The organism is Vibrio sp. KMM 9700 (genome assembly GCF_058545285.1).
Map to the genome: position 1 here is coordinate 1,644,720 of NZ_CM178589.1, position 16,066 is coordinate 1,660,785.

Sequence of the window (16,066 nt, forward strand, 5' to 3'; positions counted from 1 at the left end):
GTCCTGCTTTCCATGCTGATAATTCATCCTAAATTATCAAATTTCCCTGTGCTTCTTCCTTAAAGCGCCCAAATCCTTTGGGTTTGTCCTTGTGTCCACATCCTGTCGACATGTGTAATAGTAAGCGATATCTGAGATTGAACAAGCGACAAAAAACGATTTAGATCGCAATTAAATAGCTTAATTTTTTACGATCTATATAAATCAACAGGTTACATCTATAACTTCTTTATTTTTGCAGCTTAAAAAGCACTTATCCTACATGCTTGTGCGAGATCTCGCACAAACCTCTTCCAATATAGCTATAATATCCATGCTTTAAATATGTGATATTCATCTGTTTTGTGCGTTATTTCGACACTTTTACAGAATATTCAAGTGGGAAAGTGCCTGCCAAAGGATCAAACTTCCTATGATTGTAAAAATACAGCCACAAGCTAAATCAATATAAATCGCCGCGGAAGTGAGTTTTTTCTGCAGTTTAGGCGTAGAAAGCAGCCAAGCTAAAAGTGAGAACCAGATCAGCGCGAGCGCCCATAAAATTACGACCGCCATAGATTTGCCAGGGACAGACATAGTTACCGGAACAAGCGAAGACATTAAACTGACAAAAAAGACTAAAGCTTTTGGGTTAAGCAAGTTGGTCATCATGCCACGCGAAAAAGCTTGTTTTTGATTTTTTAACAGTCGATTACTCGGTTTTGCTGAAACTTGATGACGCTGTGACCAGTTTGCAGCCACACTGCGCAGCGCGCAGATACCCAAATAAAGTAAATAGCTGCCACCTAAACATTGCACAATGGTAAATAGCATAGGGTGCTGCTGAACGAGGTAGCTGATCCCTGTGATACTTAAAATCGAGTGAACCAAGATCCCAGCAGAGAGTCCGGCAGCAATAGTTAAGCCAGTTTTGCGCCCATAATGACTCGTGTTTTGGACGATTAATGCAAAGTCGGGTCCAGGGCTCATTAAGGCAATCCAATGCACGCCGGCTAAGGTAAGAAGAAGACTGATTTCATTCATGGGTAACTACTTTTATATTTTAAAAAATTAAAGAAAGCCCATACAGTGTTGGGCTTGAGAGGAGATTAACCTTGCTGCTTACTTTTTCTTTCTTGGTCTATTTTTAATGCCATCAAAAGTAAACAAGATAAGTGCGAGCCAAATGCAGGCAAAAGTGACGATTTTATCTTGCGTGAAACCTTCACCATAGACAAATACGGCAAGTAAAAACATTAAGCTTGGACCAATATATTGAATAAAGCCAAGTGTGGATAAGCGTAAGCGAGTCGCCGCGCCGGCAAAGCAAAGCAGTGGCACAGTCGTGATGATCCCTGCGCTAATTAATAAGAGGTTTAAACTCATTGGGTTAGTGGAAAAATCACTCGTACTGGTATTGGCTATCCCTAACATATAAATAAGAGCGACAGGCACCAAAATCAAGGTTTCAATGAATAAACCTGTCATCGCATCGAGATTGACTTTTTTACGCAATAAACCATAAACACCAAAAGTAAAGGCTAAGATTAGAGCCACCACTGGCAGAGAGCCAAAGACTACCAATTGCACCAAGACCCCGACTAAGGCAAGGGCAACGGCGAGCCACTGAAGTTTACGCAGCTTTTCTTGCATAAAAATCAGCCCAAGCAAAACACTGAACAAGGGGTTGATGTAATAACCTAAGCTGGCATCTAGCATATGATCGTTATTGACCGCCCAGATAAAGACTAACCAGTTGCAAGCTATGGTGAGTGAGCTGCCAATTAAGTAATAACACTTTTTACGATCTTTTAGCGTATGCTGAATCATGCGCCAGCCTTTGGTGAAGACCAAAAGAATTGCTAAGAAGAAAAAAGACCAGATAATTCTATGGCTTAAAATCTCAAGTGGCGGCACATCATGGATACTTTTAAAGTAAATCGGCGCTATGCCCCACATGGTATAAGCGGCTACGGCAAAGATAACGCCTTGTTTTGCTCTCGCGGCAAGTTGTTCTGGATTTGAGCTTGGTGTTGCAGAGGAAGAATTTTTCATTAGCCATCACACGCAAAATTTAAAGAAATAACAAAGACCAAGAGTATATAGCCACTACACTTACTTGGGTATTACTTTATACTCAATTCATTCTATGCCTATCTAGCTATTTACCTTAGTTGTGCTTGTCATTACAATAAGCATCCGATTATTTTACGCTCACGTAAACCATCACCCACGAAAAGAGATCCGAATGCCACTTTCGCCAACGAGCCAAACCTCTGATATCGACCAAACATCGCCTTTACTCGATAAAGCGCACCAAACCTTGCGTGATGTATTTGGTTATCAGTCTTTTCGCGTTGGGCAAGAAGAGGTGGTTGAAAGTGCATTAAATGGGCAAGATAGCTTGGTGATTATGCCAACCGGTGGCGGCAAATCTCTATGTTATCAAATTCCTGCGCTGCTTTTACCTGGCTTAACCTTAGTGATTTCACCTTTGATTTCTTTGATGAAAGATCAGGTTGATCAACTTAAAGCAAATGGCGTGGCGGCGGCTTGTATCAATTCCTCGATGGCGCCGGATGAGCTTAATCGCACCTTTTCGCAAATGTATCAAGGCCAGCTCAAAATGGTCTATATCTCACCTGAGCGTGCTTTATCTAATCACTTTTTTGAGCAAATCCATGATTTAAATATCAGCATGGTTGCAGTCGATGAAGCCCATTGCATTTCTCAATGGGGGCATGACTTTAGGCGTGAATATGCAATGCTGGGGCAACTCAAAGAAAGATTGCCTGATGTGCCGATTATGGCCTTGACCGCAACCGCTGATACGGCAACCCGCAGCGATATTATCCAGCGTTTACAATTGCACAATCCGCTTGAGTATTTAGGCAGTTTTGATCGCCCAAATATCCGCTACACCTTGATTGAAAAGCATAAACCTGTCGCACAAGTGATCCGCTATTTAGCGACTCAAAAAGGCCAATGTGGGATCATTTATTGTGGCAGCCGCAAAAAAGTTGAGATGCTCACCGAAAAGCTTTGCAACAATCATATTCGCGCTGCGGGCTACCATGCCGGCATGCCTGTGGATGAAAGGGCATATGTTCAAGAAGCGTTTCAAAAAGATGATATTCAAGTGGTGGTTGCTACCGTTGCCTTTGGGATGGGGATCAACAAGCCAAATGTGCGCTTTGTGGTTCACTTTGATATCCCGCGTAATATCGAATCTTACTATCAAGAAACTGGCCGCGCTGGGCGTGATGGTTTAGATGCTGAGGCGATGATGCTATATGATCCTGCGGATATGGGGTGGCTTCGCCGAATGTTAGATGAAAAGCCTGAAGGACCACAAAAACAAGTTGAAAATCATAAGCTAACGGCTATGGGTGCGTTTGCTGAATCCCAAACTTGCCGTCGCCAAGTGCTACTAAATTACTTTGGTGAATACAGTGGTAAAGCTTGTGGTAACTGTGATATTTGCCTTGATCCTCCGAAGCATTTTGATGCCACTAAAGAAGCCCAAAAAGCGCTCTCTTGTGTTTATCGCGTCAATCAAAGCTTTGGTATCGGTTATGTGGTTGAAGTGCTTCGCGGCATGCAAAATATTCGCGTGCGTGAAAATGGGCACGACAAAATTAGTACTTATGGGATCGGCAAAGAGCATAGCCATGATTATTGGGTTAGTATTATGCGCCAACTTATCCACAAAGGTTTATTACTCCAAGATATCACTCGTAATTCGACTTTAAGGTTAACCGAAGAAGCGCGTCCTGTGTTGCGTGGTGAGCGTGTGCTTGATCTTGCCGTACCGCGTTTAGGCGCAAGTCCGCGTGCTGCGCGCAGTGATAAACTGAGCAATAAAAACTACGATAAAAAACTGTTTGCGAAATTACGCAACTTAAGAAAAACAATTGCCGATCGTGATGATATTCCACCTTATATTGTGTTTAGTGATGCAACCCTAATGGACATGGCAGATATTATCCCAACCTCTTATGGCGAAATGCTCGCCGTCAGTGGGGTGGGACAGAAGAAGCTTGAAAAATATGCGGATCCTTTCTTGGATCTTATTCAGGCGCATATTACAGGTGAAACCTCGGATTTTGATTAAAATCTCAACATTTTGATTTATAACACGATTTACTAGCATGATGAAATGAGCAAAAATCCAACAATTGCATTGTGCTAAAATTTGCGTATAATCCGCAACCCTAATTTAGAAAACTACAATTTACCGGGTTCCCTCGCCCCCGATTCAACAAAAAAAGGTATATTATGCAAACTGCAAATAGTTCGGCATCTCTTGTCGATACCCCATCTAGTTTTACCCTTTCGCAAGCTCAATCTCAATTTACGCCAGCACAGCAACAAAAAGCACTTTTTTGGCTCGTGATCTTTCACCTCGTGGTGATCGCATCAAGTAACTATCTGGTTCAAATTCCTTTTACTATTTTTGGCTTGCACACCACTTGGGGCGCATTTACTTTCCCATTCATCTTCCTTGCAACGGATCTCACAGTGCGCATCTTTGGCGCTGGGATGGCAAGAAAGATCATTTTCTGGGTGATGCTACCAGCGCTTGTGATCTCTTATTTGTTATCTGTGATCTTCTTCGAAGGCCAATATCAAGGCTTTGCACAAGTAGCGAGCTTTAATTTGTTTGTGGCACGTATCGCGATAGCAAGTTTTATGGCTTATTTGCTTGGCCAAATTATGGATGTGCATGTGTTCAATCGTCTGCGTCAGCTCAAGCAGTGGTGGATTGCGCCAACTTGCTCAACGCTATTTGGTAATGCGCTTGATACGCTCGCTTTCTTCTCGATTGCGTTTTACATGAGCACGGATACCTTTATGGCAGAGCACTGGACAGAAATTGCCTTGGTGGATTACGGTGTCAAACTTATCATTAGCTTAGGTCTATTTGTGCCTATGTATGGTGTACTGCTTAAATATCTAATGGAAAAGCTAACAAAAATTAAAAAATAACACTATATTAACATGTTGATTTTGCTTGAATATTATACTTATTATTAATAATAACAAAAGTTAAATGATATTTTTTCGCATTTGCACTTGACTCTTAAATGAGAATTGTTATTATTAACTTGTCTTCAGCGAAGAGTCATTCACAAGATGATTCAACGCAAAAAGACGCGACATTGCTCACTTGCTTCCAGTGTATTTAGCGTATTTAAATTTGTGCTGAACGATATCCTTTCAACACATGCTATCACGCGGCGACATCTCTTATAGGTGTCGCTTTTTTTTTGCCTGAAACCTTTCAAGTTATCAACAGTTTTCACTATAAATGAATTTCAAATCGATAACTAATTCGCAAATTTAAAAGTTTTTCCACAAAAGATCTTACAAAAATTAATCACTTAAAAAGGATCTTTTTTTATCTAAATTATTGTTTTTATTAGAAATGATAAAATTATTCACAAAAGATCTTGACTCTTTGATTTCATCTTAAAAAAGTTAACTACAAACTTATCCACAGTTTGTGTTTTTTATACACGGCATCTTATTTGCACCAAACTTGGACTAATTTATAGTGATCCTTGCTAGCTATGGTGCGAATTGCCTCCCTGAGGCGCAAAAGCTGCAAGGAAATAGCTAAACAAGCCAATTCATGGCATGCTATAGCCATTATTTTTAATTTCTGCTTGAGCAACCCCAAGGTATCTTTTTATGGCAACAATTGCTGATAACTCACTCATCTTAATCGATGGCTCTTCTTATCTTTATCGCGCTTTTCATGCTTACCCTGAAAGTATGAACAATGGCAAAATTCAAACCAATGCGGTGTATGGTGTGGTTAATATGCTGCGCAGCATGATGCGTCAGTTTGACTCCAACAGAATGGCGGTCGTGTTTGATGCGAAAGGCAAAACGTTTCGTGATGAGATGTTTGCTGAGTACAAAGCCAACCGACCATCTATGCCGGATGCATTGCGTACTCAGATTGAACCTTTACACAATATTATCCGCGCGATGGGCTTGCCGCTTATCTGTGAACCTGGGGTTGAAGCCGATGATGTAATTGGAACCCTTGCGAGCAAGGCGTCTAAGCAAGGCATGCCAGTTTTGATCAGCACGGGCGATAAAGATATGGCGCAGCTTGTGGATGACAATGTGACCTTGATTAATACCATGACCAATACTGTGATGGATATTGATGGCGTCGTCGAAAAATTTGGTTTGCCGCCTGAGCTGATTATTGATTACTTAGCCTTGATGGGAGATAAGGTCGATAACATTCCGGGTGTGCCGGGTGTTGGCGCGAAAACAGCGCTTGCTTTGCTCCAAGGTATCGGCAGTCTTGAAACCATTTATCAAAACTTAGATAAAATTGCTGATCTTGGCTTTCGTGGTTCGAAAACTATGGCGAAGAAGCTTGCTGATCATAAAGAAGAAGCGATGCTGTCTTATCAGCTTGCTACCATTAAACTTGATGTTGAAATGGACTTTAAAGCAGAAGATCTGTTAAAAACTGAGCCAAATAAAGATGAGCTGATCCAACTGTTTGGTGAGCTAACATTTAAAAACTGGCTGACTGAACTGCTCGATGGTGCAACCGGTGAGATCAAAGCTGTTGAATCTGCCGCTGCAAGCAAATCATCAAGCAAAACCAGCAATGCTTCAAGTCTATCCACAGCTGATATTGAAGTGGATATGTCGCCTGCGAATATCGACCCGAGCCAATATCAAATTATCTATACAGAAGAAGAGCTGGAGGCTTGGCTGGATAAAATCACCGAGGCTAAGCTATTTGCTTTTGATACCGAAACCACAAGCCTTGATTATATGCAGGCAAAATTGGTCGGTGTATCCTTTGCGGTAACAGTAGGTGAAGCCGCTTACGTGCCACTTACCCATGATTACTTAGATGCGCCGCAGCAACTTGATCTCGATTGGGTACTTGGCAAGCTCAAGCCTATTCTAGAAGATCCTCAAATCGAAAAAATCGGTCAAAACCTAAAATACGATATGAGCGTATTGGCAAATTATGATATCCAGATGCAAGGGATAAAATATGACACCATGCTGGCTTCATATGTATTTAATAGCGTCGGTGGCAAGCATGATATGGATAGTCTTGCATTAAGATTTTTACAGCATAGCTGCATCTCATTTGAGTCGCTTGCGGGCAAAGGCAAAAAACAGCTGACGTTTAATCAGCTTGATATTAACGAAGCGGGTGTTTACGCCGCCGAGGATGCGGATGTGACCTTGCGTTTACATAACCGTTTGCAAGCTGCGCTAGAGCAAAACGAGCAGCTTCTATCAATTTATCAAGATATTGAAGTCCCACTTGTGCCTGTGATGTCTAAAATCGAACGCACTGGCGTAGTGGTGGATGATATGCGTCTGGCCACTCAGTCGCAAGAAATTGCCAAACGCTTAGAAGAGCTAGAGCGCAAGGCGTTTGAGATTGCTGAGCAAGAGTTTAACCTCAACTCACCAAAACAGCTGCAAGCTATCTTGTTTGAGAAAATGGCTTTGCCTGTTCTCAAGAAAACTCCGTCGGGCGCAGCGTCAACCAACGAAGAAGTGCTGCAAGAGTTGGCATTAGATTATCCATTGCCAAAACTTATTTTGGAGCATAGATCGCTGGCGAAACTAAAATCGACCTATACAGATAAACTGCCGAAGATGATTAACCCGCAAACAGGGCGCGTGCATACCTCTTATCATCAAGCCGTGACAGCAACCGGTCGCTTATCTTCAACCGATCCTAACTTACAAAACATCCCAATTCGTAACGAAGAAGGGCGACGCATCCGCCAAGCTTTTGTTGCGCCAACGGGTTGGAAAGTGCTGGCAGTCGATTATTCACAAATTGAATTACGCATCATGGCACATTTGTCAAAAGATAAAGCCTTGGTCGAAGCCTTTACGCAAGGCAAAGACATCCATGCGGCAACCGCAGCAGAAGTGATGGGCACAAGCATTGAAAATGTCAGCTCAGAGCAGCGTCGTCGTGCCAAAGCGGTTAACTTTGGTTTGATTTATGGCATGAGCGCTTTTGGGTTAGCAAAACAACTTGGGATCCCGCGTGGTGAAGCCCAGCAATATATGGATACTTATTTTGAGCGCTATCCGGGTGTCATGCAGTATATGGAAGATACGCGCCAAGTCGCGAGTGAGAAAGGTTATGTTGAAACCTTGCTTGGTCGCCGTCTGCATTTACCTGAAATCAAATCAAGCAATGGCATGCGTCGTAAAGCGGCAGAGCGCGCAGCGATCAATGCGCCAATGCAAGGCACAGCTGCTGACATCATTAAAAAAGCTATGCTCTTGGTGGCGGCTTGGATTGATGAAGCGCAGCGTGATGATGTGCGCATTCTTATGCAGGTACACGATGAATTAGTCTTTGAAGTGAAAGAAGAGTCATTAGATGAAATCGCGCAACAAGTGAAATCGCTGATGGAATCTGCTGCTCGTTTAGATGTGCCACTTGTAGCTGAATTTGGTTGTGGTGATAACTGGGATGAAGCCCACTAAGTTGGCGCTTAGTGAGATCTTTTAAAGTAAATTAAAAACTTGATACAAAAGCCTTTGCTGACGCAACCTTGAGCGTTGTCGTAGCAGAGGCTTTTTGTTTTCTTGTGGATGATAAATGCTCATTATTTTTAGGTGATAAAATAAATATCCTGTTTTTAGCTTGATTCTATATATAATCTAAAGTATTTTTTTGTTAAACGAAATAAATCATCCTGTTAATGGCGATTTTTGTAATAAATGTACTTTTTTGGTCTTTAATGAAAAAAAATTTCAAAAAGTGCTTGCCATTTAATCTGAGTTGCAGTAAATTAGAACTCGTAGGGTACAGAGGTAAGATGTTCTATCTTCCAGACCTTTTGTTTCACGTTATTGGATTAGGCTGTTTCAGCCGCCTCAGTCAGAAATGACTGGGGCGTTTTTTTTTGCCCAAAGGAAATATATCCTATATAACCCCTATGATTTCAATAGGTTAAGCCGATTTATTATTCCTCTCAGCATCATATCGGTGCAACAAATTATATTTCTATCTATTTCCAATCAAAATTCTCCTATATTTTTAACTCGCTTTGCACATATTTAGTGCGTTTTTGTGCATATTTTATATAGAAATACAGCTGTAATTTTCTGTCATAAAAATACAAGAATTATGTTTTTTACTTTCCAAATTATTCAATACTACTATAGGGTTAGTTTTTTCTGTTGTTGTTTGTTGTTGATTTGTTAAGGTTTTGAGTTTGATGTAATGGGTTTTGAGGCAAAATGTCGCAGTTTCAGTTTTGATAAACAAATATCAAAGCTTTATTTATACCAACAAAATACTGTTATACAGCGCAAAATGTTATTGATATGAAGAAGCGAATAAAAACACATTGATTAAGAAGAGAGTCTTTCTTCTGGTCAGGAGGAAATTATGCACCAAAATGGTGAGAGGAATATGGAAGTCTAAAAAAGGCGGTAAGAGATACCGCCTCGAGTGTCATTATTTGAAGGATAGATTTTATGCTTCAGGATCTTGAAGAGACCCTTCGTCATCGTGATCTAGGGTATCGATCTCATCAATCATTTCTTGTGGCACAAGCGCTGGTGCAAACCATTCATCTAGCTTGTTGCGTAGTTGATCAACACCAATACCTTTTAGTGAAGAGAAAAGATCAACCGACACGTCACCACAAAACGCCATTGACGCTTCACGAATTTTTAAGAGTTGAGCTTTACGCGCACCTTGCTTGAGTTTATCAGCTTTAGTTAGCAGCACTTGAACTGGCAAGTTTACTTCAACTGCCCAATAGATAAGCTGCTGATCGAGATCTTTCATTGGGTGGCGAATATCCATCAGCACAACTAAGCCTTGCAGGCATTCGCGCTTTTGTAGGTATTCACCTAAAGATTTTTGCCATTTCTTTTTCATTTCAAGTGGAACTTGGGCAAAGCCATATCCAGGCAAATCGACAATATGGCAGTTTTCTCTGACTTGAAACAAGTTAATTAGCTGAGTACGACCCGGCGTTTTACTGGTTTTAGCTAAGTTTTTTTGGTTGGTCAAACGGTTCAGCGCACTTGATTTACCCGCGTTCGAACGCCCAGCAAAAGCAACTTCAACACCTTGATCTTCTGGAAGATGACGGATATCGGGTGCGCTCGTAATGAAATGTGTATTTTGATAATGAATTTTTTCCATAACGGTCAACTTCATCTCCAGTGTGTTTAGTTTAGTCATTAGTTTTTTGTGAACTTATGTACAATATTTGTACGCGATCCATACCTTTAACAAAAATGTTGTTAATCTAGGGATCATAAGCAATGCGCTAGTTTATCACGATCATAGAACAAAGATGAACACATTGGAGGCTGATCTCTAAATTTTATGAGATCGCAGAGTGAATCAAAAAATAAATGGATGAGCATGAAGAGATTATTAGTGACTTTGGGATTATTAACGTCCTGCTCGGTTTGGGCGCAGGGGGATATAGAAGCAGGCAAGCAAGCCGCTGCAGTCTGCGCCGCTTGTCATGGCAATGAAGGTCATAGTGCTGTGCCACTTTATCCTAATTTAATCGGGCAGAATGAAAATTATACCAAAAAGCAGCTCCATGACTTTCAGCTCGGTCTATCTTCAGCTGGGGAGCAAGGGAGAAACGATCCAATTATGAGCGCAATGGCGGCGCCGCTTTCTGAGCAAGATATTGAAAATCTCGCTGCTTATTTTGCATCTTTGACTCCTGTAGATGGGGAGGTGACGCAAGATATAGCCGACAAGGGGCATACGTTATATAACTTTGGCGATAAAGAACGAGGCTTAGCTGCTTGCTCAGCGTGTCATGGCGCTAAAGGCTCTGGAATGAATTTAGCTAATTTTCCGCGCTTAGCTGGTCAACATCCTGAATATATCAAGGCGCAACTAGAGAAGTTTAAAACAATGGATCGTAACAATGATTTAAATGCGATAATGCGTGATGTTGCGGCCAAGCTAACAGATGAAGAAATTGAAATCATGGCTCAATATGTGACAGGTTTGCATTAAGGCCGGCACATTTATCGACTGGTAACTAAGCAAAGAGCTGGCAGAGATGCCGGCTTTTTTGTATTTAACGATTAGTGGGTAAAAAATCAACACAAATTAATGCAATTTTACGCCATTTCTGGTATGTTTCGCTGCTTAAAAAAATATACTTAAAGGTAACCGATGACTTGTCCCTTATGCGCTCATCCAAACCCTGTCGACTATTGGCAAGATAAACGCCGCCGCTACTTACAATGTGAGCAATGTGCGTTAGTTTTTGTCGACCCAAATGATCGCCTCGATAGCCGCGCTGAAAAAGAAATCTACGATTTGCATCAAAACGATGTGGATGATCTTGGGTATCAAGCCTTTTTAAGTCGTTTAAGTGAGCCATTATTAGCTAAACTTAAACACATGTCTGATAAGAAAGCGAATGCAGAGCAACCCAATGCAGCTAAAAAAGGTCTCGACTTTGGTTGTGGCCCAGGCCCTGCGCTGGCAAAAATGCTCCAAGATGCAGGGCATCAAGTTGCTTTATATGACTTATATTATTATCCAGATAAAAGCGTGTTGGAAACTAAGTACGACTTTATTGTCGCAACCGAAGTTATCGAACACCTGTATGAACCTGAGGCGGTATGGCAACTTTGGTTGTCTTTATTAAAGCCGAAAGCTTACTTAGGTTTAATGACCAAATTGGTCAAAGATCGCGATGCATTCTCACGTTGGCACTATAAAAATGACCTAACTCATGTCATCTTTTTTAGCCGTGAGACTTTTGAATACTTAGCTCGCCGCGATCAACTTGAATTAGAATTTATTGGCAGTGATGTCATCTTATTGAGGAAAGACTAACTATGTCTCGTAGTAAAAAATCAAGAAAACCTGGTTCGGCTGGGGTTGAAGAGTTAATTGTTACTCGTAATCGCACCGAGTCTGATATCGAAGGTCGTCTACGTAAGCGTTTGAAAAAGCGTAAAGGTTTAAAAACTGGTAACCGTAACGCAGTCGAAGCGAAAGCTGAGCAGCATCATTCGAAGCAAAAGCGTGATCCACGTATTGGTAGCAAAAAACCAATTCCTTTGATTGTCGAAACCAAAGCGAAGCCAAACAAAGCCCAACGCCGCGTTTCTGCTGAGCAAGAGCTTGAGCAAATTCAAAATGATGCACAGTTAAATATCTTGATTGATCGCCTAGAAAACGGTGAGAAATTAGGTGCAGGTCTGCAATCTTATGTGGATCAAAAACTCAATCGTTTAGAGCAATTAATGAAGCAACTTGGGATTGAAATCGAAGATGAAGATTTTGATGATGAAGAAGACTTTGTTGAGGAGCAAGAAGTAGCAGAAGTCGCTCACAAGTCTGCAAATAAAGCGAAGAAAACCAAATCTGAAGATGATCTCTTAGATGAGTTTGATAATATCAACTTAGATGAGTTTAAAGGCTTTTAATATTAGTTAAATTGAGGTGTGTATGTCGATTGCGTTGCTAGCGACTTTAGGAAGTATCATTATCATAGCGTTAGCTAGCTATGCTGGTTTTTTGTTGATCAAATTGAAAAAGCAAAAGCAGTTGCAAAAAATTGCCAAGCAGCGTGCGATCGAAAAGCGTAATGCCAATATCTATGACAACGTACGCACCTTATGTATGGCTGGTATCGAAAAGCAGTGTGATTTATCTGAACTGTCGATTCGTATCTATTGTATTTTAGATTATGTTCAAGGTGAAAATCGACTCGATTTTGATAAGCAATATCCTGCTATTTCAGAGCTTTATCATGTTGTAAAAGATATGGCTCGTGGTGAGTCGCGTGATGAACTTGAAAAGAAAGAGCGCATGCAACAAAACTTAGCGCGAGTCAAAGCTGAAGCTCGTCTTGAAGATGCGATCATTGAAGAGATGAAAGCATTGAAAAAATATGTGGAAGGTTTCAATAACCACATTGATATCAAAATAGTGTAAGCCTTAAAGGTATAAAATAGATACACCTTACGATTCTTATTAAAATTTTTGGAAGTAACATGATAGCAGAACGCATTGTTTGGGATCAGGCCGTAATCGACAAATATAACTATTCGGGCCCTCGTTATACCTCTTATCCAACAGCTCTTGAGTTCCATGAAGCGTTCACGATTTCTGATCTTGATCTCGCTTGTAGTGAATTTCCTGAGCGTCCTTTGTCTTTGTATGTACACATACCGTTTTGTCATAAGCTGTGCTACTACTGTGGCTGTAATAAGACAATCACGCGCCATCAACACAAAGCCGATGACTACTTAGATGTGTTGGAATATGAAATTCGTCAACGCGCTGTGGCGATTCAACACCGTAAAGTTAGTCAACTTCACCTTGGTGGTGGGACGCCAACATTTTTGACCAAAGAGCAAATGAGCCGCTTGATGCATATCATTCGCCATGAGTTTGAATTTGAAGCTGATGCTGAAATCAGTATCGAGGTAGACCCGCGTGAAATTGAACTTGATATGCTTGATCACCTGCGCGCAGAAGGCTTTAACCGCCTCAGCATTGGTGTCCAAGATTTTAATAAAGAAGTTCAGAAGTTGGTTAATCGTGAGCAAGATGAAGACTTTATCTGCGATATGGTGAAACGTGCGAGTGAGTTAGGTTTTCGTTCAACCAACCTGGATTTAATCTACGGTCTGCCGAAACAAACGCTTGAAAGCTTTAGCCATACACTGGAAAAAGTACTCGAAATGTCGCCAGGACGTTTATCGATTTTTAACTATGCACATATGCCAAAGCTGTTTGCTGCACAAGCTAAAATCAAAGACAATGATTTACCTGTTGCAACTGAAAAAATGAAAATCTTGCAGCATACGATTGCAAGCTTAACCGATGCCGGTTATCAGTTTATCGGTATGGATCACTTTGCTAAACCTGATGATGAGCTAGCGATTGCGCAGCGTGAAGGAGTTTTGCATCGTAACTTCCAAGGTTATACCACACAAGGTGACTGCGATCTGATTGGCTTTGGCGTCTCGGCTATCTCTATGGTTGGCAACAGCTATGCTCAAAATCAAAAAGAGCTTAAGACTTACTATTCGCAAATGGATGAGCAAGGGCATGCGCTTTGGCGTGGTGTAACTTTAAGCCAAGATGATTTGATTCGTCGTGAGCTGATCAAAGATTTGATGTGTAATTTTGAGATGAATATTCGCGATTTGGAGCAAAAACATCAGCTTAACTTCCAAGAATACTTTGCTGAAGATCTTGAGTTACTCGAGACATTTATCCAAGATGGGCTAGTCGAGTATGCAGGTGACAAGCTAGTTGTGAATGCCCGTGGCCGTATGCTGATTCGTAACATCTGCATGTGCTTTGATGTTTACTTGCGCTCCCGAGCGCGACAGCAGCAGTTCTCTCGTGTAATTTAACTCACTGATATATTTAAATAAAATAAGCAATAAGAAAGCAATGCCGATGGGTGTTGCTTTTTTTTTGAGTAAAATTTGAATAAAAGCATAAGGTGTACGTTCTGCACTTCAAGACTCTGTCAACTTAACTGCAAATTAGAGCTCGATCGCATTAAAATGATATACATATATGATTTTTCTTTCAAATCCATATGTATTTAATTATGCTCTACGGAAATACCAATACTCATATTAATGAGATAATTTTCTACCTATCAGAGCGAAAATAACTATGAAATTGAAAAAACATCACTTAGCGATTTTAATTGCAGCAGGCTTAGTTTCAACTTCTGTGCTTGCAGATGAAACCGGTTCCACTGAAGAGCGTCACTCAGCAGAAACCATGCACCCAGAAATGCCAACCAAAGAAGAACAAGAAGCGAGTATTGAAAAAACTGGCGTCTTAGGTATAGATTTTACCGGCTATGCGCGTTATGGCGCACACCTGCAAGAAGGTGACCAAGATTATGTCAATGTTCTGGGTTCATACAATGGCGCATCTGGTATTGGTCGTTTGGGGAACGAAGCCAATGGTGGTGAATTTCAATTAAGTAAATCTTTTCGTTCATCAACCGGTGCGGTTTGGGATATGGTCGTGATGTTTGATCACTGGGGTGATGAGGTCAACGTCAAAAAGGCTTATGCTGGCGCGCGTAATATCTTTGAGAGCCAACCAGATGCTTATATTTGGGCTGGCCGAGACTTCCATCAACGTCCACAACAAGGTATTAATGACTACTTCTGGATGACGCACGATGGTCAAGGTGGCGGGATTAAATATCTTGATTTTGGCTTTGCTAAACTAGACTTTGCCGTCGTCGGTGGGGTTGAAAACTGCTCACCAGGTGTGGTCAATGATGATGGTGAAAATGAAAGCCAAATTACTTGTACTGGTGGTGCAAATGTTGGTGATAATGGTCAATATGCTGTAACTTCAAAATTTTATGATATCAATTTAGCAGATTTTGCCACTCTAGATATTTACACCAACTACGGCTTTGAATCAGATGGTGCGGATCATGATGAAGGCACGCCTGAAAATGAAAAAGATTTAAATGCATTCCAAATTGGTACCGTTTTCAATACAACTTGGGATAAAGGTTGGAACCGTTTGATCTTGCGTTATGCGGATAATGCAGATAACTCAGTATTAAGTAAAAAAGATGATCTTGAAACCTTCTACGCAAGTTTCGAAGGGAACATGCAGGTTAATCCAAAAACTGAAGTTGAATATATCTTAGCTTATCATGACTATGAAGTAGACGGTTCAAATGATGCATTAGATAACCGTACCAACTACGCTGCGATCGTCCGTCCTATGTATAACTGGAATGACATCCACTCAACTTGGCTTGAAGCTGGTTATCAAGTCGTTGATTTTGATAATGCAGACGGCGATAAAAATACAGGTTGGAAGTTCACTTTCTCACAAAATATTTCGATTGAAGCAGGCTCAGGAGCGCGTCCTATGTTGCGCTTTTATGCAACCGTCGGTGATGTTGAAAATGAATATAACCTAGATGGTCAAAAAGATGTGGATACTGCAAGCTTTGGTGCTATGTTTGAAGCTTGGTGGTAAGCATCCATTTTTATAAGAAATAATTGACAGACGATTGTGCTTTCGTCATTAAAATAAAACCCG

At 41.0% G+C, this 16,066-nt stretch carries 13 protein-coding genes; 10 read left to right on the forward strand and 3 right to left on the reverse strand.

What is annotated here, in order from left to right; translation table 11 throughout:
- Positions 1–363 precede the first annotated feature (363 nt).
- Both AC2VOY_RS07345 and rarD read right to left on the reverse strand, forming a co-directional pair.
- The gene (locus AC2VOY_RS07345; protein ID WP_491830653.1) at positions 364–1,023 is read right to left on the reverse strand and encodes a LysE family translocator; all 660 of its coding nucleotides are present in this window, start codon (positions 1,021–1,023) and stop codon (positions 364–366) included.
- 78 nt (positions 1,024–1,101) lie between these two features.
- The gene (rarD, locus tag AC2VOY_RS07350) at positions 1,102–2,034 is read right to left on the reverse strand and encodes an EamA family transporter RarD (RefSeq protein ID WP_491830654.1); all 933 of its coding nucleotides are present in this window, start codon (positions 2,032–2,034) and stop codon (positions 1,102–1,104) included.
- Between the two features lie 193 nt (positions 2,035–2,227).
- Here rarD and recQ point away from each other — a divergent pair, with 193 nt between their 5' ends.
- The 4 genes from recQ (at position 2,228) to spfP (ending at position 8,897) form a co-directional block, all read left to right on the forward strand.
- Positions 2,228–4,093: an ATP-dependent DNA helicase RecQ gene (gene recQ, locus AC2VOY_RS07355; protein ID WP_491830655.1), complete on the forward strand. Its 1,866-nt coding sequence runs from the start codon at positions 2,228–2,230 to the stop codon at positions 4,091–4,093.
- A gap of 164 nt (positions 4,094–4,257) precedes the next feature.
- Positions 4,258–4,968: a 7-cyano-7-deazaguanine/7-aminomethyl-7-deazaguanine transporter gene (locus tag AC2VOY_RS07360; RefSeq protein WP_491830656.1), complete on the forward strand. Its 711-nt coding sequence runs from the start codon at positions 4,258–4,260 to the stop codon at positions 4,966–4,968.
- Between the two features lie 705 nt (positions 4,969–5,673).
- A complete protein-coding gene (polA, locus tag AC2VOY_RS07365) occupies positions 5,674–8,490 on the forward strand; it encodes a DNA polymerase I (protein ID WP_491830657.1) in 2,817 nt (938 codons plus the stop codon).
- 335 nt (positions 8,491–8,825) lie between these two features.
- Entirely contained in the window at positions 8,826–8,897 is a 72-nt protein-coding gene (gene spfP / locus AC2VOY_RS07370) for a small protein SpfP (protein ID WP_491833044.1), read from the forward strand.
- A 590-nt stretch (positions 8,898–9,487) separates the two neighbouring features.
- On the opposite strand, the gene yihA is transcribed toward spfP, so the two are convergent.
- Positions 9,488–10,168: a ribosome biogenesis GTP-binding protein YihA/YsxC gene (gene yihA / locus AC2VOY_RS07375; protein WP_491830658.1), complete on the reverse strand. Its 681-nt coding sequence runs from the start codon at positions 10,166–10,168 to the stop codon at positions 9,488–9,490.
- A gap of 225 nt (positions 10,169–10,393) precedes the next feature.
- On the opposite strand from yihA, the gene AC2VOY_RS07380 reads away from it, so the two are divergent.
- The 6 genes from AC2VOY_RS07380 (at position 10,394) to AC2VOY_RS07405 (ending at position 16,003) form a co-directional block, all read left to right on the forward strand.
- The gene (locus AC2VOY_RS07380; protein WP_491830659.1) at positions 10,394–11,011 is read left to right on the forward strand and encodes a c-type cytochrome; all 618 of its coding nucleotides are present in this window, start codon (positions 10,394–10,396) and stop codon (positions 11,009–11,011) included.
- Positions 11,012–11,173: 162 nt separating this feature from the next.
- A complete protein-coding gene (locus AC2VOY_RS07385) occupies positions 11,174–11,845 on the forward strand; it encodes a class I SAM-dependent methyltransferase (RefSeq protein ID WP_491830660.1) in 672 nt (223 codons plus the stop codon).
- Positions 11,846–11,847: 2 nt separating this feature from the next.
- Positions 11,848–12,441 carry a Der GTPase-activating protein YihI gene (gene yihI, locus AC2VOY_RS07390; RefSeq protein WP_491830661.1) on the forward strand — a complete coding sequence of 198 codons (594 nt, stop codon included), beginning with the start codon at positions 11,848–11,850 and terminating at the stop codon, positions 12,439–12,441.
- Positions 12,442–12,463: 22 nt separating this feature from the next.
- Positions 12,464–12,952, forward strand: a complete 489-nt coding sequence (locus AC2VOY_RS07395) for a DUF2489 domain-containing protein (protein ID WP_491830662.1) — start codon at positions 12,464–12,466, stop codon at positions 12,950–12,952.
- Between the two features lie 59 nt (positions 12,953–13,011).
- The gene (gene hemN, locus AC2VOY_RS07400) at positions 13,012–14,385 is read left to right on the forward strand and encodes an oxygen-independent coproporphyrinogen III oxidase (RefSeq protein WP_491830663.1); all 1,374 of its coding nucleotides are present in this window, start codon (positions 13,012–13,014) and stop codon (positions 14,383–14,385) included.
- A 271-nt stretch (positions 14,386–14,656) separates the two neighbouring features.
- Positions 14,657–16,003, forward strand: coding sequence for a carbohydrate porin (locus tag AC2VOY_RS07405; protein ID WP_491830664.1), 1,347 nt, complete (start codon positions 14,657–14,659; stop codon positions 16,001–16,003).
- Positions 16,004–16,066 lie beyond the last annotated feature (63 nt).

Excerpts from the sequence above, each read along its gene's own strand:
- AC2VOY_RS07345 (WP_491830653.1), bottom strand. The coding sequence starts at position 1,023 with ATGAATGAAATCAGTCTTCTTCTTACCTTAGCCGGCGTGCATTGGATT.
- rarD (WP_491830654.1), bottom strand. The coding sequence starts at position 2,034 with ATGAAAAATTCTTCCTCTGCAACACCAAGCTCAAATCCAGAACAACTT.
- recQ (WP_491830655.1), top strand. The coding sequence starts at position 2,228 with ATGCCACTTTCGCCAACGAGCCAAACCTCTGATATCGACCAAACATCG.
- AC2VOY_RS07360 (WP_491830656.1), top strand. The coding sequence starts at position 4,258 with ATGCAAACTGCAAATAGTTCGGCATCTCTTGTCGATACCCCATCTAGT.
- polA (WP_491830657.1), top strand. The coding sequence starts at position 5,674 with ATGGCAACAATTGCTGATAACTCACTCATCTTAATCGATGGCTCTTCT.
- yihA (WP_491830658.1), bottom strand. The coding sequence starts at position 10,168 with ATGGAAAAAATTCATTATCAAAATACACATTTCATTACGAGCGCACCC.
- AC2VOY_RS07380 (WP_491830659.1), top strand. The coding sequence starts at position 10,394 with ATGAAGAGATTATTAGTGACTTTGGGATTATTAACGTCCTGCTCGGTT.
- AC2VOY_RS07385 (WP_491830660.1), top strand. The coding sequence starts at position 11,174 with ATGACTTGTCCCTTATGCGCTCATCCAAACCCTGTCGACTATTGGCAA.
- yihI (WP_491830661.1), top strand. The coding sequence starts at position 11,848 with ATGTCTCGTAGTAAAAAATCAAGAAAACCTGGTTCGGCTGGGGTTGAA.
- AC2VOY_RS07395 (WP_491830662.1), top strand. The coding sequence starts at position 12,464 with ATGTCGATTGCGTTGCTAGCGACTTTAGGAAGTATCATTATCATAGCG.
- hemN (WP_491830663.1), top strand. The coding sequence starts at position 13,012 with ATGATAGCAGAACGCATTGTTTGGGATCAGGCCGTAATCGACAAATAT.
- AC2VOY_RS07405 (WP_491830664.1), top strand. The coding sequence starts at position 14,657 with ATGAAATTGAAAAAACATCACTTAGCGATTTTAATTGCAGCAGGCTTA.